This is a genomic window from Pseudomonas sp. Tun-23181 (assembly GCF_057415455.1).
The window spans coordinates 4,660,955-4,680,311 of the sequence record NZ_CM171630.1; the positions used below are offsets into that span (position 1 = coordinate 4,660,955).

The following is a 19,357-nucleotide window of genomic DNA, read 5'->3' on the forward strand; positions in this document are numbered from 1 at the left end:
TGTCTCAACTGGCACTGGGCGCAACGGCCTTGGCGGCCTGGCGGCGGTGGAACAGACGCTCCAGGGCCAAGTATATGACCGGGGTGGTGAACAGCGTCAGGGCCTGGCTGACCAGCAGCCCGCCCACCACGGCGATCCCCAGGGGCTGGCGCAGCTCGGCGCCGGCGCCGAAGCCGAACATCAGCGGCAGCGCGCCGAGCAGGGCTGCCAGGGTGGTCATGATGATCGGCCGGAAGCGCGTCAGGCACGCCTGGTGGATCGCCTGCTCCGGTGTCAGCCCCTGGCGGCGCTGGGCATCCAGGGCGAAGTCGATGAGCAGGATGCCGTTCTTCTTGACGATGCCGATCAGCAGCACCACGCCGATCAGCCCCATGATGCTGAAGTCCTGGCCCATGGCCCAGAGCAGGATCAGTGCGCCGAGGCCCGCCGAGGGCAGGGTGGAAATGATGGTCAGCGGATGGACGAAGCTCTCGTAGAGCACGCCGAGGATGATGTACACCGCCACCAGCGCGGCCAGAATCAACCATGGCTGGCTCGACAGTGAGCTCTGGAACGCCTGTGCCGCGCCCTGGAAGTTGCCGACGATCGAGTCGGGCATGCCCAGTTCGCGCTGGGTGCGCTCGAGGATCTTCACCGCGTCGCCCAGGGCCACGCCCGGTGCCAGGTTGAACGACAGGTTGGCCGCCGGGAACAGGCCGTCGTGGCTGATCGACAACGGCCCGGTGCTCGGCGCGGCGACATGCGCCACCGCCGACAGCGGCACCATCTCGCCGGTCAATGGCGAGCGCAGGTAGAAGTAATTCAGGCTCTCGGCCTTGCCACGCTGGCGGGCGTCGAGTTCGAGGATCACCTTGTACTGGTTGGTCTCGGTCTGGAATTCGCTGATCTGCCGCTGGCCGAAGGCATCGTACAGCGCCTGGTCGACGTCGGCGGTGGTCAGGCCGAAGCGTGCCGCGGCCTGGCGGTCGATGTCGATACGGGTGACGCTGGCGCCCAACTGCAGGTCGTTGGACAGATCGCGCAGCGCCGGGATCTCGCGCAGGCGGTCGGTCAGGCGCTGGGTCCAGAGGTTCAGGGCGACGCCGTCGTTGCTCTTGAGCACGTACTGGTACTGGGTACGCGAAGGCCCGGAGCTGAGGTTGATGTCCTGGCCAGCGCGCATGTACAGGACGATCCCCGGCACCTGGGCAAGCTTGGGGCGTAGCCGGTCGATCAGCTCGCTGGCCGAGACGTCGCGTTCGCCGCGTGGCTTGAGGGCGATCCAGAAGCGGCCGTTGGCGATGGTCTGGTTGCTGCCGGTCACGCCGACGGCGTGGGAGAAGGCGCGTACTGCAGGGTCTGCCTCGATGATCTTCGCCAGGGCTTGGTGCTTCTCGATCATCGAGGGGTACGACACGTCCGCCGCCGCCTCGGTGGTGCCGAGGATGAAACCGGTGTCTTGCAGCGGGAAGAAGCCCTTGGGGATGGCCACGTAGCCGGCCACTGCCAGCGCCAGGGTCAGGCCGAACACACCGAGGGTCAGGCGCTGGTGGGCCAGGGCATGGTCCAGGCCTTTCTCGTACCAGCGCACCAGGCGCTGGCCGAGGCCGCCATGCTGGTGTGCCGGCGGGCGGCGCATGAACAGGGCGCAGAGGGTCGGTGCCAGGGTCAGTGACACCACCACCGAGATCAGGATGGTGGCGGTGGCGGTCAGGGCGAATTCCTTGAACAGCCGGCCGACCACTCCGCCCATGAACAGCAGCGGGATGAACGCGGCGATCAGCGAGAAGCTGATCGACACCACGGTGAAGCCGATCTCGCCGGCGCCCTTGAGCGCCGCGGTACGGCTGTCGTCGCCGGCCTCCAGGTGGCGGTGGATGTTCTCCACCACGACGATGGCATCGTCCACCACGAAGCCCACGGCGATGACGATGGCCACCAGGGTGAGGTTGTTCAGGCTGAAGCCGAACACGTACATCAGGGCGCAACTGGCGATCAGCGACACGCCGAGCACGCTGGAGACCACCAGGGTGGCCGACCATTGGCGCAGGAACAGCGCCATCACCCCGATCACCAGGGCCACGGCGATCATCAGGGTCAGCTCTACCTCGTGCAGCGAGGCGCGGATGGTCTGGGTGCGGTCGTTGAGCACCGACACCTCGACCGAGGCCGGGAGCATTTCCTGCAGCTTGGGCAGGGCGGCCATCACCCGGTCGACGGTATCGACGATGTTCGCCCCCGGCTGGCGGAAGATCACCAGGTTCAGCCCCGGGCGCTCGCCGGACCAGGCCCTGACGTAGGCGTTCTCGGCGCCCTGGATCACCTTGGCCACGTCGCGCAGGTGCACCGGTGCGCCGTCGCGGTAGGAGACGATCAACTGGGCGTAGTCCTCGGCGTGGAACAACTGGTCGTTGGCGGCGAGGGTCGAGACGCTGTGTTCGCCGTACAGGGCGCCCTTGGCCAGGTTCAGGCTGGTCTGCTGGATCGCCTGGCGCAGGTCGGCCAGGGTCAGGCCGATGGCGGCGAGTTTTTCTGGCTGGGCCTGGACGCGGATAGCCGGGCGCAGCTGGCCGGTGATGTTGATCAGGCCGACGCCGTCGATCTGGCTCAGTTGGCGGGCGAGCAGGGTCTCGGCGTAGTCGCTCAGTTCGTTGCCAGGCATCTGCGCGGAACTGACGGTGAGCACCAGCACCGGGCTGTCGGCCGGGTTGACCTTGCGCCAGGTGGGCGGGTTGGGCAGGTCCCGGGGCAGCCGTGCGGTGGCGGTGTTGATCGCCGCCTGGACTTCCTGGGCGGCGGTGTCGATGCTCTTGTCCAGGCTGAACTGCAGGATCAGCGTGGTCGAGCCCAGGGCGCTGCTGCTGGTCATCTGGGTCATGCCGGGAATGGCGCTGAACTGCACCTCCAGCGGCGTGGCCACCGAGGAGGCCATGGTCTCGGGGCTGGCGCCGGGCAACTGGGCGGTGACCTGGATGGTCGGGAAGTCGGCCTCCGGCAGGGGCGCCACGGGCAGGCGCGGGAAGGCGATGACACCGAGCAGGACCAAGGCGAAGGTCAGCAACAGGGTCGCCACCGGGTGGTCGATGCACCAGGCCGACAGGCCATTGCGGGTGTTCATGGCTGGCTCCGGCGGTCGGCCATTTCCGCTGGGGCGGGCGCTTCGGGAGTGACCTCGACCTGGGCGCCGGGCTTGAGCCGCGACTGCCCGTCGAGCACCAGGCGGTCACCCGGCTCGACACCGGCGACGATGTTCAGGGTGCTGTCCTGGTACAGCACCTTGACCGGCACGCTGGTCACCTTGTCACCGTCCAGGCGGTAGACGAAATGGCCGTCGATGCCGCGCTGCACCACGGGCGGTGGAACCACCAGGGCACTTTGCTCCACCGCGGTGCGCAGCTTGACGGTCACCAGTTGGCCGGGCCACAGATGGCCGTCCTTGTTGTCGAACTCGGCCTTGACCCGCACGGTGCCGGTGTTGGCCGATACCTGGTTGTCGATCAGGGCCAGGTGACCTTCGCCGAGCAGGCGGCTCTCGCCGTCGGCATCCAGGTAGGCTTGCACCAGCGCCGGGGTCGGTGCGTTCAGCAGGCTCTGCAAGGTCGGCAGCATCTGCTGGGGCAGGGCGAACTCCACGGCGATCGGGTCGATCTGGGTGACGCTGAACAGGCTGCGGGTATCGCTGGTGCGCACCAGGTTGCCCGGGTCGACATTGCGGATGCCGACCCGGCCGGTCACCGGCGAACGGACCTGCGTGTACGACAGCTGCACCTCGGCGTTGGCGATGGCGGCTTGGTTGCCCTTGACCGTGGCCTGCAACTGGTTGACCAGCGCCTGCTGCTGGTCGAGGGTCTGCTTGGACACGCCGTCGTCGCTGCTGAGCAGGCGGTAGCGCTTGAGGTCCACACCGGCGACCTGCAGTTGTGCCTGGCTCTGGCCCAGTTGGGCGCGGGCCTGGTCGAGGCTGGCGCGGATCGCCCGGTCGTCGAGGGTGGCGAGCAGGTCGCCCTGCTTGACCCATTGCCCTTCCTTGACCAGCACCCGGGTCAGTACGCCTTCGACCTGCGGGCGTACCTCGACGCTGTGCAGCGACAGCACCGAGCCGATGGCGCTGGTGTAGCGTGGTACGTCCTGCCGGGCGACGCTGACCACCCGCACCGGAATGGCGTTCTGCGCGCGCACGCTGGGCGCCTCCTGGCGTTGGCTCAGCCACCCGCCCAGGGCCGCCAGGATGAGAAGTGCCAGGGCGGCGAGGACGAGGGATCGGGATGGAGGTCGCATCGGGTCGGGCACCGTAGCCGAAGGATGGGGAAGCGGTTCTGTCCTGATCAAGCTTATAGCGCCTGGATCGGGTCGGCAGCGTGACGCCAGGCTGACAGGGCTGTCAGTTTCGGCTCATTGATGGCCAATTGCCAAGATGCTGCCGTGGATCAATGTTTCATCGGGATTTGTGCCTAAAGTCGTATGCCCTGCCGATTTTCCCAACAAGAACGAGTGCCTCCGATGAAGTGCAATATGCCTGTTACCGGTCGCCAAGTGGATTACCCCGGCGATGCCAACATCCTGTCCACCACCGACCTGGACAGCCTGATCACCTATGCCAACGACGATTTCGTGCGTATCAGCGGTTTCACCCGCGACGAATTGCTGGGCAATGCGCACCATATCGTGCGGCACCCAGACATGCCGAGCCAGGCGTTCGAACAGATGTGGCAGGCACTCAAAGGAGGGCGCTCGTGGATGGGGCTGGTGAAGAATCGCTGCAAGAACGGCGATCATTATTGGGTCAGCGCCTTCGTCTCGCCGATCAGCAGTGGCGGCAAGACCATCGAGTACCAGTCGGTGCGCACCCGGCCCAGCGTCGAGCAGGTGGCCGCGGCCGAGCGCTGCTACGCGCGCTTGCGCGAGGGGCGCAGGCACTGGTGCGAGCGCTTGCCGGTGTTGGGCCTGGGCATGCGCCTGTCGTTCGGGGTGGCGGCGATCGTGGCGCTGGTGCTTGGGGCGGGGCAGTGGTGGCAGGGGGCACCCTGGTTGCCGACGCTGTTGGAGGTCGTGCTGGCTGCGGGCCTTAGCAGCGCGTTGATCCTGATGTTGCTGCGCCCGTTCGAACGCCTGCGCAGGCAGGCCCTGGCGATCGCCGACAATCCGCTGAGCCAGCAGTTGTATACCGGGCGGCGCGACGGCGTTGGCCAGATCGAGTTCGCCATGCGCATGCTCAAGGCCCAGCTGGGCGCGGTGGTGGGGCGCATCGGCGATACCTCGGCGCGCCTGGCCGGGCATTCCGGTGCCTTGGTGGATGCTTTGCAGGCCAGCCATGCCAACAGCCTGGAACAACAGGACGAAGCCGACCAGGTGGCCACCGCGATCCACCAGATGAGCGCCAGCGTGGCCCAGGTGGCCAGCAGCGCGCAGCTGGCCTCCATGGCCGCCGACCAGGCCGAGGGCGAGACCCAGTCCGGTCACCAGCTGGTCGACCGCAATCGCTGCGCCATACAGGACCTGGCCGGCTCGCTGGTGGAGGCCAGCGAGGTGGTGCGGCAACTGGAAAACCACAGCAGCGAAATTTCGGGGGTACTCGATGTGATCCGTGGCATTGCCGAGCAGACCAATCTGCTGGCGCTCAATGCTGCGATCGAGGCGGCCCGGGCTGGCGACCAGGGGCGAGGCTTCGCCGTGGTCGCCGACGAGGTGCGCGGCCTGGCCCAGCGCACGGCGCAGTCGACCCACCAGATCCAGCGCATGATCGCCACCTTGCAGGAGGGCGCCCGCGCCGCGGTGCAGGTGATGCAGCAGAGCAGCGCCCATGCCGGGCACAGTGTCGAGCAGGCGCAACTGGCCAGTGGTGCGCTGGACAGCATCAGTGCACGGGTCAACCAGATCAACGAGATGAGCCTGCAGATCGCGGCGGCGGTGGAGCAGCAGAGCCGGGTCAGCGAGAGCATCAACCGCAACATCGTCATCATCCGCCAGGCCAGCGAGGCGACCGTCGACGTTGGCCAGCGCAGCCACAGCAGCGCCAGCGACGTGGCTGACCTGGCCCAGGACCTGCGGCGTCTGGCGGATGAGTTCTGGCGGCGTTGTCAGTGAGTGTTTCGTTGTGGGCCATGCTCTGCATCTGGGTCTGCAAAGCAGCCCCAGGATGACAAGCGCCGCTTGGGGTCGTGTCGGTCCCGCATGATAAGGATTGCAGGGGCCATGTTGGAGCGTGCTTGCCCGCGAAAAGACCAGCACCGACTACTGAGTAGGCGAGCCCGCCTCAAAACCCGATGAAGGCGTAGTACAGCGGCGCTTCGCCAATGGTGCGCAGACCACGGCCGTGCAGTTGTTCGACCAGGGCCGGGTCCTGCACATGCAAGGCCCAGGTGGCGCCCTGGTCGCTTGGCTCCTGTTCCAGCGCCGAGGCAAACGCCCCCGTGTCCGGCAGCCAGGCCGTGAACCCATTGCCCTTGAGTGCGCTGGTGGTCATGCCCAGGGCCTGGCAGATGACAACCTTGGCGGCGATGTCGTCACGGTCGGCCTGGCGCGAGGCTTCGATCAACGCCATCAGTTGTGGGTCGACCGGCAGGTTGCCATGGATCAGCGCGGGGCCTTGTTCCCACGCCTCGGGCGGGCAGTCCTTGTTTTCCGGGCGCAAGGGCAGGTGCGGGTTGATCTCCGCCGGGTAGATGCGGCACACCAATGGGCGCGTCTCGTAGATGGTGCACAGGTCGTTGGCGTCCAGGTTGCGGCAGCGCCCTGGGTTGAAGGCTGCGAAGGTCACCGAGACGCGCATCTCGGTAGTGCCGCAGGCGACCGGGTAGGAGCGGCGCAGCACGTGTTCGCGCTGCTCGCTGGGCATGCCGGGGCCGTCGGTAACGAAAGCCTCGATCAGCACCACCACCTGGCCACCGGCTGCCGCCCATTGGCGGGACTCGGCCAGGGTCAGCGGTACATGGTGGCCGGTGCAGCACTTGCCACAGCCGGTACAGGCGAAACGGATGTGCTGGTCCACTAGTAGGCGCCCGGATTCCACTCGCTGACGACGGCCTGCTTGCGCTGGCGGTCGTACAGGCACAGCTCGGTGCCCGTGCGTTGTTGCATGTGCTTCTGTGGGTAGACGCCTTCGATCAGCAGGGCGCTGTAGCCGACCTGGTCGTCGAACTCGACGGGCTTGCCACGGGCGTGGGCATCCTTGAACTGGCTGGCGGCCAGGCAGCTCTTGAGCATCTGCTGGCGCTGCTCGTTCCAGGCCTGGCTGCTGGAGGCCAGGGCGGCGGTGCTGAACAGGGTGCAGGCAAGCAGGAGGTAACTGGGAAATTTCATACACGGTACCGGCAAAGAACAACCGAGAAGCGCGAATTATGCCCGAGTCCTCCCCTGCATCAAGCCAGGGAGTTTGTCGCTGGATATATCAGTGTTCGGCGAACACCACCGCCCTTGCCGCCAGCACCAGGCAATCGGTCAGCTCCGGCGAGGAGAACTTGGTGAGGATGGCGTTGGCCCCGGCCAACCTGGCCTTTTCGGCGCTCATGGTGCTGTCCAGCGAGGTGTGCAGCAGGACGTACAGGTGCTGGAAATCCGGTGTCTCGCGCAGGGTGCGGGTGAAGGCGTAGCCGTCCATCTCGGACATCTCGATGTCGGAGACGACGATATTGATCTCCCGCTCGGTGCCTTGCAGTTCCAGCAGAACGTTGATGGCGTCCTTGGCGCTGCGTGCGGTATGGCACTCGATGCCCAGGTTGCGCAGGGTATGCACCGACTGCTGTAGGGCCACTTGGCTGTCGTCGACCACCAGGATGTTGGCTGCCGCCAGCAGGCTGGCGTCCTCCTCGCTCAGTTCGCCGGGGTGTGGCTCGGCTTCGGGTGGCGCGATGGCGTGGATGACCTTTTCGATGTCCAGCACCTGCACCAGGGTGTTGTCGACCCGGGTCACGCCGGTGATGAACGAGCGGTTGCCCGAGCCATAGGGCGGCGGCTTGATGTCCGTGCTCAGGCAATGGACGATGCGGCTCACGGCCTGGACATGCAGGCCCTGGCGCGAGCGGCTGATCTCGGTGACGATCAGGCAGCCGCCGTCGGGGTCGGCCAGGGGGCGTTCGCCGATGGCGCGAGACAGGTCGATCACCGACAGCGAGTTGCCACGCAGGGTGGCCACGCCCTTCACGTGGGGGTGCGACTCGGGCAGCTTGGTCAGCGGCGGGCAGGGGATGATCTCGCTGACCTTGAGCAGGTTGATTGCCATCAGCTTGCCGCTGCGCAGGGTGAACAGCAGCAGGGACAACGAGTCCGCGCGGGCATTTTGCGTGGCCATGGGCAACCTTCGGGTTTGTCAGGAATAGAGGTGGATGCCGGGTTATCGGCATGCCGGCACCAGGCTTTAGCTCGCCGGGGCCGCTGTGCGGCCCCGAATGGCTTCAGCGCAACCCCAGGCGCTTGGCCAATCGGCTGAGGTTGGCGCGGTCCAGCCCCAGCTCGCGGGCGGCGGAGGCCCAATTGTCCTGGTGGCGCTCCAGGCACGCTTCGATCAACCGGCGCTGGTAGTCATCCACCGCCTCGCGCAGGCCGCCCTCGGGCAGGCTGCCTATCGGCATGGGCGCGGGGGCAGGTTCGCTGCTGGCAGGCAGGACACTGCGCAGGTCCAGGTCGCCGGCCTCCAGCGTGAGGATACGCGGGCGCTCTGAGTGCTGACCGAGGGCCTTGAGCGCCGAGCGGCCGATCAGGTGCTCCAGTTCGCGCACGTTGCCTGGCCAGTCGTAGGCCAGCAGTGCGGCCTGGGCCTCGCTGCTCAGGCGCAGGCTGTTCAGGCCCAGGCGCGAACGGTTCTGTTCGAGGAAATAGCCGGCGATCAGCAGCACATCGCGGCCGCGCTCGCGCAGCGGCGGGACATGCAAGGGATACACGCTCAGGCGATGGTAGAAGTCAGCGCGGTAGCGGCCGTTGCGCACTTCCTCGGCCAGGTCGCGGTTGGTCGCGGCGATCAGGCGTACGTCCACTCGGTGTTCGCGGTCCGAACCCAGGCGCTGCAACTGGCCGCTCTGCAGCACGCGCAACAGCTTGGCCTGCACGGTCAGGGGCAGTTCGCCCACCTCGTCGAGGAACAGGGTACCGCCGTTGGCCAGCTCGAACTTGCCACGGCGCTCGCCATGGGCGCCGGTGAAGGCGCCGCGAACATGGCCGAACAACTCGCTCTCGACCAAGGTATCGGGCAGGGCGGCACAGTTGAGGCTGATCAGCGGCTTGTCGGCACGGGCGCTGGCCTGGTGCAGGGCCTGGGCCACCAGCTCCTTGCCGACCCCGGTCTCTCCGGTGATCAGCACGGTCAGGTCGCTGCCACCGACCAGGCGGATTTCCTCCAGCAGGCGCTTGTGCGCCTTGCTCTGGCCAATCAACTCCTTGGCCTGGCTGCTGGCCTGGCGGTAGACCTCGGCACGCTGGTGCTCGTCCTCGGCGCGCAGGGCCAGGTCCTCGATGCGCTCGGCCACCGTGACGGTGGCCGCGGCCAGGCTGGCGAAGGCCTGCAGGGCATCCAGCTCGAGGCTCTGGAATTGCCCGGGGGTGAGGGCATCGAGGGTGACCAGGCCCCAGGGACGTTCATCGACCATCAGCGGGCAGCCCATGCAGTCATGCACTTCGAGGTCGGCGTGAGGGGCATTGACCAGGCCGTCATAGGGATCGGGCAGGTCGCTGTCGCTGGCGAAACGGGTCGGCTCGGTGCGGCTGAGCAGGATCTGGAAGCGCGGGTGCTCGCTGACCCGGAAGCGTCGGCCGAGGGTGTCGGCCGACAACCCATCGACCGCCAGCGGCACCAGCCATTCGCCATCCAGGCGCAGCAGCGCGGCGGCGTCGCACGGCAGTAGCCCGCGCATGGCCTGCAGCAAGCGGCGGTAGCGCTCCTGGTCGGGCAGGTCGCGGGACAGGTCGCTGACCAGGGGCAGCAGGGTGGTGAGCAGAGGCTTTGCGGTCATAAGGACTCCTGTTGGTCTATATGACTATACAGGGAATGCGGTCGTTTTGACTCTCTACCTGTCAAAGCCCCGAATTCATTGGCCCGCAGAGTTGGCACGATTGCTGATATAGCCAGGGCAGTCAAATTGAAGCCACAGGCTCAGGAGTCGTTGCAAATGCTCACTGCCGAACAACGTGCAATCATCAAGGCCACCGTCCCGCTGCTCGAAAGCGGTGGCGAGGCGCTGACCACCCACTTCTACAAGATGATGCTCAGCGAGTACCCCGAGGTGCGTCCGCTGTTCAACCAGGCCCACCAGGCCAGCGGCGACCAGCCGCGTGCCCTGGCCAACGGCGTGCTCATGTATGCCCGCCACATCGACCAGTTGGAGCAGCTCGGCGGCTTGGTGGGGCAGATCATCAACAAGCACGTCGCCCTGCAGATTCTCCCCGAGCACTACCCGATCGTCGGCAGCTGCCTGCTGCGCGCCATCGAGGAAGTGCTGGGCAAGGACATCGCCACCCCGCAGGTCATCGACGCCTGGGCCGCGGCCTATGGCCAGCTGGCCGATATCCTCATCGGCGCCGAGGAGAATCTCTATAAACAGAAGGAAGAGGCCGAGGGTGGCTGGCGCGGTACCCGCGAATTCCGCCTGGTGCGCCGCGAGCAGGAGAGCAGCGAGATCGTTTCGTTCTACTTCGCCCCGGTGGATGGCAAGCCGGTACTCAAGGCCGAACCGGGCCAGTACATCGGCCTGCAGTTGTTCATCGATGGCGTCGAGCAGCGCCGCAACTATTCCCTCTCGGCCCTGTGCGATGGCGAGCAATACCGCATCAGCGTCAAGCGCGAGGCTGGCGGCAAGGTGTCCAACTACCTGCATGACCAACTCATGGTCGGCCAGACCCTGCAGCTGTTCCCGCCATCGGGTGACTTCACCCTGGCCGCCAGCGACAAGCCGCTGGTGCTGATCAGCGGTGGCGTGGGCATCACCCCGACCCTGGCGATGCTCCAGGCGGCGCTGCAGACCCAGCGTCCGGTGCATTTCATCCATTGCGCGCGCAACGGCGCGGTGCATGCCTTCCGTGACTGGATCGATGGCCTGGCCGCGCGCCACCCGCAGCTCAAGCGCTTCTACTGCTACGCCGAGGACGATGGCAAGGGCGACGTCGACGCGGTGGGGCTGCTGAGCCAGGACCTGCTGGGCGAGTGGCTGCCGCGCGAGCGCGACGTGGATGCCTACTTCCTCGGCCCGAAAGGCTTCATGGCGGCGGTCAAGCGCCAGCTCAAGGGCCTGGGCGTACCGGAACAGCAGAGCCGCTACGAGTTCTTCGGGCCGGCGGCGGCGCTGGAGTGATGAGCCAGTAGCGGGGCAAAGCCAGTCGGTCGAGTGGCATTGGGGCTGCTTTGCAGCCCATCGCCGGCAAGCCGGTTCCCACAGGAGGTCTGTGGTGCTCCACATATCGTGTGTCATGCACAAGACCCTGTGGGAGCCGGCTTGCCGGCGATGGGCCGCGAAGCGGCTCCACTAACGTCTGACCGACCGGCTCGTCGTGTCATCCCAATCGCTGGCAAGCCAGCTCTCGTGCACTGTGCTCCCGGACGTGGGTAATCGAGACGAAGCGTACGTGACATTGCCGTACGGGGGCTGGCTTGCCAGCGATTGGGCCTACCCTTTCTATCTATATAAGGAGAGATGAATCGGGCTGCGCCAATTTTCATCTTTAATCCTCCTTTAATCACTGTATCCTTCACTCCCGGGTGTCGAGGGGCTTGCGCCTGTCCGGCATCCGGGTTGCCGCATTTTGGCGGTCGACGTTGAACCGACGTCGTTGCGCCTGGTCTGAAGTCGTCTCCGGATAGCCCCGCGCAGTGCTATCACGCCGTTTCCTCGACGCACGTGTAGACTGCAGCCCTGGCAGGCGTGCAGGCGCTGCCACTATCCATCGAAGGAACCGGTCATGAACGAACAAACATTGCGCCTGAATCGCGAACGGCGCTTCCTGGTGCTGCTGGGGGTGATCTGCCTCTCCCTGATCGGTGGCGCGCTCTACATGCAAGTGGTCCTCGGCGAGGCGCCTTGCCCGTTGTGTATCCTGCAACGCTATGCGCTGCTGCTGATCGCCGTGTTCGCCTTCATCGCCGCCGCCATGCCTGGACGGCGCAGCCTGACCTTCTTCGAAGGCCTGGTGGTGCTCAGTGCGATCGGCGGAATCGTTGCGGCCGGCAACCATGTGTATATACTCGCCAACCCGGCAGTCAGTTGCGGCATCGATACCCTGCAGCCGATCGTCGACGACCTGCCCCTGGCGCGGGTCTGGCCGCTGGCGTTCCAGGTCGATGGTTTCTGCACCACGCCCTACCCGCCGATCCTGGGGCTGTCCCTGGCCCAATGGGCTCTGCTGGCCTTCATCCTCACTGCCATCCTGGTGCCGCTGGGCATCTACCGGAACCGGCGTCGGGCTTAGACAAAAGTCCCGCTTCGAGGCGGGTCTTTTGCAGGGCGAGACAACAACCGAAACTCGCCTCCTGGTTGATCCAGATCAATAAAGAAGCCTTGCGCGATGCGGGTTTCAGGGCTATCAACCCGGGTGCGACAAACTGTCGCGAAGTTGATTTTTTGATCCGTATTGTTACGTATCCTGTAAAAGACTGTTGCTCAATAAGTCATAGTCAAGGGGGGGCGACCTATCTACAATCGCCCCCAATTTCCGTTCGGCACTGCTTGCGAGTCGCAGGATTGAAGGAAGCCGAGGCTCCTTTTGCTGACTTCGACAAGTTTCGCCCAACGGCGATACCGGGCGGACCTCCCTCCGCGTTTTCCCGCACCAAATGGACTTGGTCTGAAGTACAGGCCGTTAGCCTACGAAACCATAAGCACCGTAAACACGCTCGACGCCAGGTCCTGCAGTCGGACCACAGGCATGAGCGAATTCGAGCCCGAAATGCTGACGCTTGGCAGGACGAAGTGTTGGCGACCAAAACACAAATTGCATTGAAGCAAGCTGATCTAGAGGTCGTGAGATGAGTAAAAAGCGTTACCCCAGACTGTTTGGCATTTTGCCCTTTTTAGGCATGCTTTTACTCAGTGGGTGCAACTGGACCCTTCTCGATCCGAAGGGCCAGGTGGGCATTGAGCAGAAGAACCTGATCCTGATCGCCTTCGGCCTGATGATGCTGGTCGTCGTGCCCGTCATCGTCATGACCCTGGTCTTCGCCTGGAAGTACCGTGCTTCCAACAAGTCCGCCACCTACACTCCCGACTGGTCGCACTCGACCAAGATCGAAGCCGCGGTGTGGATCATCCCGATCCTGATCATCATCGCCCTGGGTATCGTCACCTACAAGACCACCCACTCCCTCGACCCCTATCGTCCGCTGGACTCCGACGTGAAGCCGGTGCAGATCGACGTGGTCGCACTGGACTGGAAATGGCTGTTCATCTATCCGGAGCAGGGCATCGCCACGGTCAACAAGATCGTCTTCCCGGCCAACACCCCGGTCAACTTCCGCGTCACGTCCGACGCCGTGATGAACTCCTTCTTCATCCCAGGCCTGGGCGGCCAGATCTACGCCATGGCCGGCATGACCACCAAGCTGCACCTGATCGCCAACGAGAACGGCGAGTTCGACGGTATTTCCGCAAACTACAGCGGCGCCGGCTTCACCGGCATGAAGTTCAAGGCCATTGCGACTTCCGAGGCCGATTTCCAGGCCTGGATCGACGAAGTCAAGCAATCGCCGAAGAAGCTGGATAAGGCTGAATACGAAGCCTTGGCCAAACCTAGCGAAAACAACCCAGTCACGCTGTACAGCGAGGCATCGGCTGACCAGTTCCAGATCATCGTCGACAAGTACGAGGGTATGAACCGCGGTCGCCCGAGCCACGAAGAAGCAGGCAGCAAGGATCTGGCCACTACCAATGGTGTGGAGTCGAGTATGCAACCAGCTGCCGGGGCAGAGGAGTAAGAGATGTTCGGTAAACTAAGTCTGGAGGCGATACCCTATCACGAGCCGATAGTCATGGTGACGCTTGCCATGATCGCGCTCGGTGGTATCGCTTTGATCGGTGCTATCACCTATTACCGCAAGTGGACCTACTTGTGGACCGAGTGGCTGACCACGGTCGACCACAAGAAGATCGGGGTGATGTACATCATCGTCGCGATGGTCATGCTGTTGCGTGGCTTCGCCGACGCCATCATGATGCGTACCCAGCTGGCCGCGGCCACTGGCGGCGCCGAAGGCTACCTGCCGCCTGAACACTATGACCAGATCTTCACCGCCCACGGTGTGATCATGATCATCTTCATGGCGATGCCGTTCTTCACTGGCCTGATGAACCTGGCCGTGCCCCTGCAGATCGGTGCGCGTGACGTCGCCTTCCCGTTCCTGAACTCCCTGAGCTTCTACCTGCTGCTGGCAGGCGTGCTGCTGGTCAACATCTCGCTGGGCGTTGGTGAATTCGCCAAGACCGGCTGGGTGGCCTATCCGCCGCTTGCGGGTATCCAGTACAGCCCTGGCGTGGGCGTGGACTACTACATCTGGGCGCTACAGCTATCCGGATTGGGTACGACGCTTACCGGCGTGAACTTCCTCGTCACCGTGATGAAGATGCGCGCGCCTGGCATGAAACTGATGGACATGCCGATCTTCACCTGGACCTGCACCTGGGCCAACGTCCTGATCGTCGCTTCCTTCCCGATCCTGACCGCTGCCCTGGCCCTGCTGACCGTTGACCGTTATCTGGACTTCCACATCTTCACCAACGAGCTTGGTGGGAACCCGATGATGTACGTCAACCTGTTCTGGGCGTGGGGTCACCCTGAGGTCTACATCCTGATCCTGCCGGCCTTCGGTGTGTTCTCGGAAGTCACCTCGACCTTCGCTGGCAAGCGTCTGTTCGGCCACCACTCGATGATCTACGCATCGGGCGCGATCGCCGTCCTGGGCTTCGCCGTATGGCTGCACCACTTCTTCACCATGGGTGCCGGCGCCAGCGTCAACACCTTCTTCGGCCTGGCGACGATGCTGATCTCCATTCCGACCGGTGTGAAGCTGTTCAACTGGCTGTTCACCATCTACCAGGGCCGTCTGCGCTTCACCGCGCCGATCATGTGGACCCTGGGCTTCATGGTCACCTTCTCCATCGGTGGCATGACCGGCGTCCTGCTGGCTGTTCCAGGTGCTGACTTCGTCCTGCACAACAGCCTGTTCGTGATCGCCCACTTCCACAACGTGATCATCGGTGGTGCGGTATTCGGCTACATCGCCGGTTTCGCCTACTGGTTCCCGAAAGCCTTCGGTTTCACCCTGAACGAGAAGTGGGGCAAGGCTGCCTTCTGGTTCTGGATCTCCGGCTTCTACGTAGCGTTCATGCCGCTGTACGCCCTGGGCTTCATGGGCATGACCCGTCGTCTGAACCACTCGGACAACCCGGCTTGGGAACCGTACCTGTACGTTGCCGTCGTCGGCGCCGTGCTGATCCTGTTCGGTATCGCCTGCCAGCTGATCCAGCTGTACGTGTCGGTCCGCGACCGCAACCAGAACCTGGACGTGACCGGCGACCCATGGGGTGGCCGTACCCTGGAATGGTCGACTTCGTCGCCACCTCCGTTCTACAACTTCGCCCACATGCCTGAGAAGGTTGGCCTGGACGCCTGGCACGAAGCCAAGGAAGCCGGTGTCGCCTACAAGGTGCCGGGCAAGTACGAGCCGATCCACATGCCGAGCAACACCTCCACCGGTCTGTTCATGGGTCTGTTCCTGACCGTGTTCGGCTTCGCCTTCATCTGGCACATCTGGTGGCTGGTTGGCGCGAGCCTGGTTGCGACCATCGCTGTCTTCGTTCGCCACGCTGCGCGTGACGACCAGGGCTACATGGTTCCGGCCGAAGAAGTGGCGCGTATCGAAGGCGAGCGCATGAAGGCGCTGGCCCAGGCCGGTGCACTGCCTGCCGGCGGCGCACGTGTCGAATCGTTTGAGCGGGTGTAATCAATGTCCAGTCAAGTAATCCACGGCGCTGCTCATGGTCACGACCATGGGCACGACGATCACCACCACGACTCGGGCCAGATGACCGTCCTCGGTTTCTGGCTGTACCTGATGACCGACTGCATCCTGTTTGCGTCGCTCTTCGCCACCTACGCGGTGCTGTCCGGCAGTTTTGCCGGCGGCCCGTCGGGTCATGACATCTTCCAGCTCGATTTCGTAGCTGTTGAAACCGCACTGCTGCTGCTGTCGTCGATCACCTTCGGCTTCGCCATGCTGCAGATGTTCAAGGGCAACAAGGGCGGCGTGCTGGGCTGGTTGGCCATCACCTTCCTGTTCGGTGCCGGCTTCATCGCGATGGAAGTCTATGAGTTCCATCACCTGATCTCCGAAGGCTACGGTCCGAACCGCAGTGGCTTCCTGTCGGGCTTCTTCGCCCTGGTCGGTACCCACGGTCTGCACGTGACCTCGGGCCTGATCTGGATGGCTGTGCTGATGTATCAGATCCAGACCAAGGGCATCACCCCGACCGCCAAGACCCGCATGAGCTGCCTGAGCCTGTTCTGGCACTTCCTGGACGTGGTCTGGATCTGCGTCTTCACCGTCGTCTACCTGCTGGGGGTTCTGTAATGGCCAATGCACACGACACTCATCACGAAGGTAACCACGGCAGCGTGAAGTCCTACATGATCGGCTTCGTGCTGTCGATCATCCTGACTGCGATCCCGTTCGGCCTGGTGATGTACCCGAGCCTGCCGAAGAACCTGACCGTCCTGATCGTGGTGGCCCTGGCCGTCATTCAGGTGGTGGTGCACCTGGTGTACTTCCTGCACATGGACCGCTCGAAAGAGCAACGTTCCAATGTGTCGACGTTCCTGTTCACCACCTTGGTAATCGCTCTGCTGGTCGGCCTGTCGCTGTGGATCATGTTCAGCATCCACATCGAAATGATGGCCAAGTGAGGTAAGACTGCATGTCCGTTAAGCACTTTATCCAAATCACCAAACCGGGGATCATTTTCGGTAACGTGCTTTCCGTGGCAGGCGGTTTCTTCCTTGCCGCGAAGGGCCATGTGGACTTCGCCCTGTTCCTGGCGGTGGTCGTCGGTACTTCCCTGGTCGTCGCGTCCGGTTGCGTGTTCAACAACTGCATCGACCGCGACATCGACCAGAAGATGGAACGTACCAAGAACCGTGTCATGGTCCAGGGCGGCATGCCGCTGACCATTGCGCTGGCCTACGCCACCCTGCTCGGGGTGGCGGGCTTCAGCCTGCTGTATGTCCAGGCCAACCCCCTGGCGGCGTTCTGCGCGCTGGTCGGCTTCATCGTCTACGTGGGCTTCTACAGCCTGTGGCTCAAGCGTAAATCGGTGCACGGCACCCTGGTTGGCAGCCTGTCCGGTGCCATGCCTCCGGTGATCGGCTACTGCGCCGTGAGCAACAGCTTCGACCTGGCCGCAGTGACCCTGCTGGTGATGTTCAGCCTGTGGCAGATGCCGCACAGCTTCGCGATCGCCATCTTCCGCTTCAAGGACTACAGCGCTGCCAACATTCCGGTCCTGCCGGTGGCGCGCGGTATCCTCGCGGCGAAGAAGCAGATCGTGCTGTACGTGCTGGCTTTCGTGCTCGCTACCCTGATGCTGACCCTTGGCGGTTATGCTGGCCTCGGCTACCTGGCCGTGGCGGCCGCCATGGGCCTGTACTGGCTGTACATGGCCTGGGGTGGCTACAAGGCCGAGGACGACAGCAAATGGGCGCGCAAGGTGTTTGGCTTCTCCATCCTCACCGTCACTGCCCTGAGCGTGATGATGTCGGTGGACAGCCAGACGGCAGCCGATGTGCTGATGACCTACGCGCGCTGACAGTCGCCTGCTACGTGAAAACCCCGGCCTTGTGCCGGGGTTTTTCATTTTGTGCTGCTTGTGCCGGCCCCTTTCGCGGGCAAGTTCGAACACCGCAGATCTAATGGATTCAATAAATTCGTCTGAAAAACTCTAGGCGGACAAGAAAAATCCCTTTACAGAAATTCTCTTTCGGGATTATCTTCCGAATCGGCCACCGCAGTGGCCAACGTCGCTCGGACGGTTCCGGGCGCTTACGTCTTCGAGGAAAGCATGGCCGACCAAGGTTCGCCGCGCCGTTTCGCGCGCATCGATCGTCTCCCCCCCTACGTCTTCAATATCACCGCCGAGCTCAAGATGGCTGCCCGCCGCCGTGGCGAGGACATCATCGACCTGAGCATGGGCAACCCCGACGGTGCCACGCCGCCTCATATCGTCGAGAAGCTGGTGCAGGTCGCCCAGCGTGACGACACCCACGGCTATTCCACGTCCCGCGGCATCCCACGCCTGCGCCGGGCCATCTCGCGCTGGTACCAGGAGCGCTACCAGGTGCAGATCGACCCGGAAAGCGAAGCCATCGTCACCATCGGCTCGAAGGAGGGCCTGGCCCACCTGATGCTGGGCACCCTCGATCACGGCGACACGGTGCTGGTGCCCAACCCCAGCTACCCGATCCACATCTACGGCGCGGTGATCGCCGGTGCCCAGGTGCGTTCGGTGCCGTTGGTGCCGGGCGTGGACTTCTTCAATGAGCTGGAGCGGGCGATCCGCGAGTCGATCCCCAAGCCGAAGATGATGATCCTGGGCTTCCCGTCCAACCCCACCGCGCAGTGCGTCGAGCTCGACTTCTTCGAGCGTGTGGTGGCCCTGGCCAAGCAGTACGACGTGCTGGTGGTCCATGACCTGGCCTATGCCGACATCGTCTACGACGGCTGGAAGGCCCCCTCGATCATGCAGGTGCCGGGCGCCAAGGACATCGCGGTGGAATTCTTCACCCTGTCCAAGAGCTACAACATGGCCGGCTGGCGCATCGGTTTCATGGTCGGCAACCCGGAGCTGGTCAGCGCCCTGGCGCGGATCAAGAGCTACCACGACTATGGCACCTTCACCCCCTTGCAGGTAGCAGCCATCGCTGCGCTGGAAGGCGACCAGCAGTGCGTGCGCGATATCGCCGAGCAGTACCGCCAGCGCCGCAACCTGCTGGTCAAGGGCCTGCACGAGCTGGGCTGGATGGTCGAGAACCCCAAGGCGTCGATGTACGTCTGGGCGAAGATCCCGCAAGCCTACGCGCACATGGGCTCGCTGGAGTTCTCCAAGAAGCTGCTGGCCGAGGCCAAGGTCTGCGTCTCGCCGGGTATCGGTTTCGGTGACTATGGCGACGATCATGTGCGTTTTGCCCTGATCGAGAACCAGGACCGCATTCGCCAGGCGATCCGTGGAATTCGCCAGATGTTCCGGGCCGACGGCTTGGCTCGCAAGTAAGCGGCAAGCTCGTAGCTTCAAGCCGCAAGCAGGCCCGTGTGAAGGTGGCCTCTTGTGGCTTCTTAGTTCATGTGGGGTAGGGGGCCGACGCGACTCGTCTTGCAGCTGATAAACGGCGAGATTTTTTTGCAATCCCCCTCTTCTCA

15 protein-coding genes and 1 pseudogene are annotated in these 19,357 nt (G+C 64.1%); 10 read left to right on the forward strand and 6 right to left on the reverse strand.

The window, feature by feature from the left end; translation table 11 throughout:
- Positions 1 to 4: 4 nt before the first annotated feature.
- Positions 5 to 3,097 carry a multidrug efflux RND transporter permease subunit gene (locus ACDI39_RS22030; RefSeq protein ID WP_225788571.1) on the reverse strand — a complete coding sequence of 1,031 codons (3,093 nt, stop codon included), beginning with the start codon at positions 3,095 to 3,097 and terminating at the stop codon, positions 5 to 7.
- Positions 3,094 to 4,257, reverse strand: a complete 1,164-nt coding sequence (locus ACDI39_RS22035; protein ID WP_225788572.1) for an efflux RND transporter periplasmic adaptor subunit — start codon at positions 4,255 to 4,257, stop codon at positions 3,094 to 3,096. The genes ACDI39_RS22030 and ACDI39_RS22035 overlap by 4 nt, the downstream gene beginning before the upstream one ends.
- Before the next feature lie 234 nt (positions 4,258 to 4,491).
- Here ACDI39_RS22035 and ACDI39_RS22040 point away from each other — a divergent pair.
- Positions 4,492 to 4,761: pseudogene (locus ACDI39_RS22040) on the forward strand (PAS domain-containing protein); the annotation flags it as partial.
- A gap of 198 nt (positions 4,762 to 4,959) precedes the next feature.
- Entirely contained in the window at positions 4,960 to 6,063 is a 1,104-nt protein-coding gene (locus ACDI39_RS22045) for a methyl-accepting chemotaxis protein (RefSeq protein WP_410046054.1), read from the forward strand.
- Between the two features lie 169 nt (positions 6,064 to 6,232).
- On the opposite strand, the gene ACDI39_RS22050 is transcribed toward ACDI39_RS22045, so the two are convergent.
- The 4 genes from ACDI39_RS22050 to norR form a co-directional block, all read right to left on the reverse strand.
- Positions 6,233 to 6,967, reverse strand: coding sequence for a YkgJ family cysteine cluster protein (locus tag ACDI39_RS22050; RefSeq protein ID WP_225788574.1), 735 nt, complete (start codon positions 6,965 to 6,967; stop codon positions 6,233 to 6,235).
- A complete protein-coding gene (locus tag ACDI39_RS22055; protein WP_225788575.1) occupies positions 6,967 to 7,278 on the reverse strand; it encodes a hypothetical protein in 312 nt (103 codons plus the stop codon). Before ACDI39_RS22055 ends, ACDI39_RS22050 begins: the two co-directional genes overlap by 1 nt.
- An 88-nt stretch (positions 7,279 to 7,366) precedes the next feature.
- Positions 7,367 to 8,266, reverse strand: coding sequence for a chemotaxis protein (locus ACDI39_RS22060; protein ID WP_225788576.1), 900 nt, complete (start codon positions 8,264 to 8,266; stop codon positions 7,367 to 7,369).
- A 103-nt stretch (positions 8,267 to 8,369) separates the two neighbouring features.
- Positions 8,370 to 9,920 (reverse strand): nitric oxide reductase transcriptional regulator NorR, encoded by a 1,551-nt coding sequence (gene norR / locus ACDI39_RS22065; protein ID WP_225788577.1) that lies wholly within the window; start codon positions 9,918 to 9,920, stop codon positions 8,370 to 8,372.
- A 156-nt stretch (positions 9,921 to 10,076) separates the two neighbouring features.
- On the opposite strand from norR, the gene hmpA reads away from it, so the two are divergent.
- The 8 genes from hmpA (at position 10,077) to alaC (ending at position 19,211) form a co-directional block, all read left to right on the forward strand.
- On the forward strand, positions 10,077 to 11,255 hold the full coding sequence (gene hmpA / locus ACDI39_RS22070) for an NO-inducible flavohemoprotein (protein ID WP_225788578.1): 1,179 nt from the start codon (positions 10,077 to 10,079) through the stop codon (positions 11,253 to 11,255).
- A 604-nt stretch (positions 11,256 to 11,859) separates the two neighbouring features.
- Positions 11,860 to 12,366, forward strand: coding sequence for a disulfide bond formation protein B (locus tag ACDI39_RS22075; RefSeq protein ID WP_225788579.1), 507 nt, complete (start codon positions 11,860 to 11,862; stop codon positions 12,364 to 12,366).
- A 556-nt stretch (positions 12,367 to 12,922) separates the two neighbouring features.
- The gene (cyoA, locus tag ACDI39_RS22080; RefSeq protein ID WP_253080791.1) at positions 12,923 to 13,867 is read left to right on the forward strand and encodes a ubiquinol oxidase subunit II; all 945 of its coding nucleotides are present in this window, start codon (positions 12,923 to 12,925) and stop codon (positions 13,865 to 13,867) included.
- A 3-nt stretch (positions 13,868 to 13,870) separates the two neighbouring features.
- Positions 13,871 to 15,892, forward strand: a complete 2,022-nt coding sequence (gene cyoB / locus ACDI39_RS22085) for a cytochrome o ubiquinol oxidase subunit I (RefSeq protein ID WP_225788581.1) — start codon at positions 13,871 to 13,873, stop codon at positions 15,890 to 15,892.
- Positions 15,893 to 15,895: 3 nt separating this feature from the next.
- A complete protein-coding gene (cyoC, locus tag ACDI39_RS22090; protein ID WP_225788582.1) occupies positions 15,896 to 16,519 on the forward strand; it encodes a cytochrome o ubiquinol oxidase subunit III in 624 nt (207 codons plus the stop codon).
- A complete protein-coding gene (cyoD, locus tag ACDI39_RS22095; RefSeq protein WP_225788583.1) occupies positions 16,519 to 16,851 on the forward strand; it encodes a cytochrome o ubiquinol oxidase subunit IV in 333 nt (110 codons plus the stop codon). The genes cyoC and cyoD overlap by 1 nt, the downstream gene beginning before the upstream one ends.
- 11 nt (positions 16,852 to 16,862) lie before the next feature.
- Positions 16,863 to 17,750, forward strand: coding sequence for a heme o synthase (cyoE, locus tag ACDI39_RS22100; RefSeq protein ID WP_225788584.1), 888 nt, complete (start codon positions 16,863 to 16,865; stop codon positions 17,748 to 17,750).
- A 252-nt stretch (positions 17,751 to 18,002) separates the two neighbouring features.
- Entirely contained in the window at positions 18,003 to 19,211 is a 1,209-nt protein-coding gene (gene alaC / locus ACDI39_RS22105) for an alanine transaminase (RefSeq protein ID WP_225788585.1), read from the forward strand.
- The last annotated feature ends 146 nt before the right edge of the window (positions 19,212 to 19,357 follow it).

Bases quoted from the DNA above. Each gene is read 5' to 3' on its own strand.
- ACDI39_RS22030 (WP_225788571.1), bottom strand. From the start codon at position 3,097: ATGAACACCCGCAATGGCCTGTCGGCCTGGTGCATCGACCACCCGGTG.
- ACDI39_RS22035 (WP_225788572.1), bottom strand. From the start codon at position 4,257: ATGCGACCTCCATCCCGATCCCTCGTCCTCGCCGCCCTGGCACTTCTC.
- ACDI39_RS22055 (WP_225788575.1), bottom strand. From the start codon at position 7,278: ATGAAATTTCCCAGTTACCTCCTGCTTGCCTGCACCCTGTTCAGCACC.
- ACDI39_RS22060 (WP_225788576.1), bottom strand. From the start codon at position 8,266: ATGGCCACGCAAAATGCCCGCGCGGACTCGTTGTCCCTGCTGCTGTTC.
- norR (WP_225788577.1), bottom strand. From the start codon at position 9,920: ATGACCGCAAAGCCTCTGCTCACCACCCTGCTGCCCCTGGTCAGCGAC.
- hmpA (WP_225788578.1), top strand. From the start codon at position 10,077: ATGCTCACTGCCGAACAACGTGCAATCATCAAGGCCACCGTCCCGCTG.
- ACDI39_RS22075 (WP_225788579.1), top strand. From the start codon at position 11,860: ATGAACGAACAAACATTGCGCCTGAATCGCGAACGGCGCTTCCTGGTG.
- cyoA (WP_253080791.1), top strand. From the start codon at position 12,923: ATGAGTAAAAAGCGTTACCCCAGACTGTTTGGCATTTTGCCCTTTTTA.
- cyoB (WP_225788581.1), top strand. From the start codon at position 13,871: ATGTTCGGTAAACTAAGTCTGGAGGCGATACCCTATCACGAGCCGATA.
- cyoC (WP_225788582.1), top strand. From the start codon at position 15,896: ATGTCCAGTCAAGTAATCCACGGCGCTGCTCATGGTCACGACCATGGG.
- cyoD (WP_225788583.1), top strand. From the start codon at position 16,519: ATGGCCAATGCACACGACACTCATCACGAAGGTAACCACGGCAGCGTG.
- cyoE (WP_225788584.1), top strand. From the start codon at position 16,863: ATGTCCGTTAAGCACTTTATCCAAATCACCAAACCGGGGATCATTTTC.
- alaC (WP_225788585.1), top strand. From the start codon at position 18,003: ATGGCCGACCAAGGTTCGCCGCGCCGTTTCGCGCGCATCGATCGTCTC.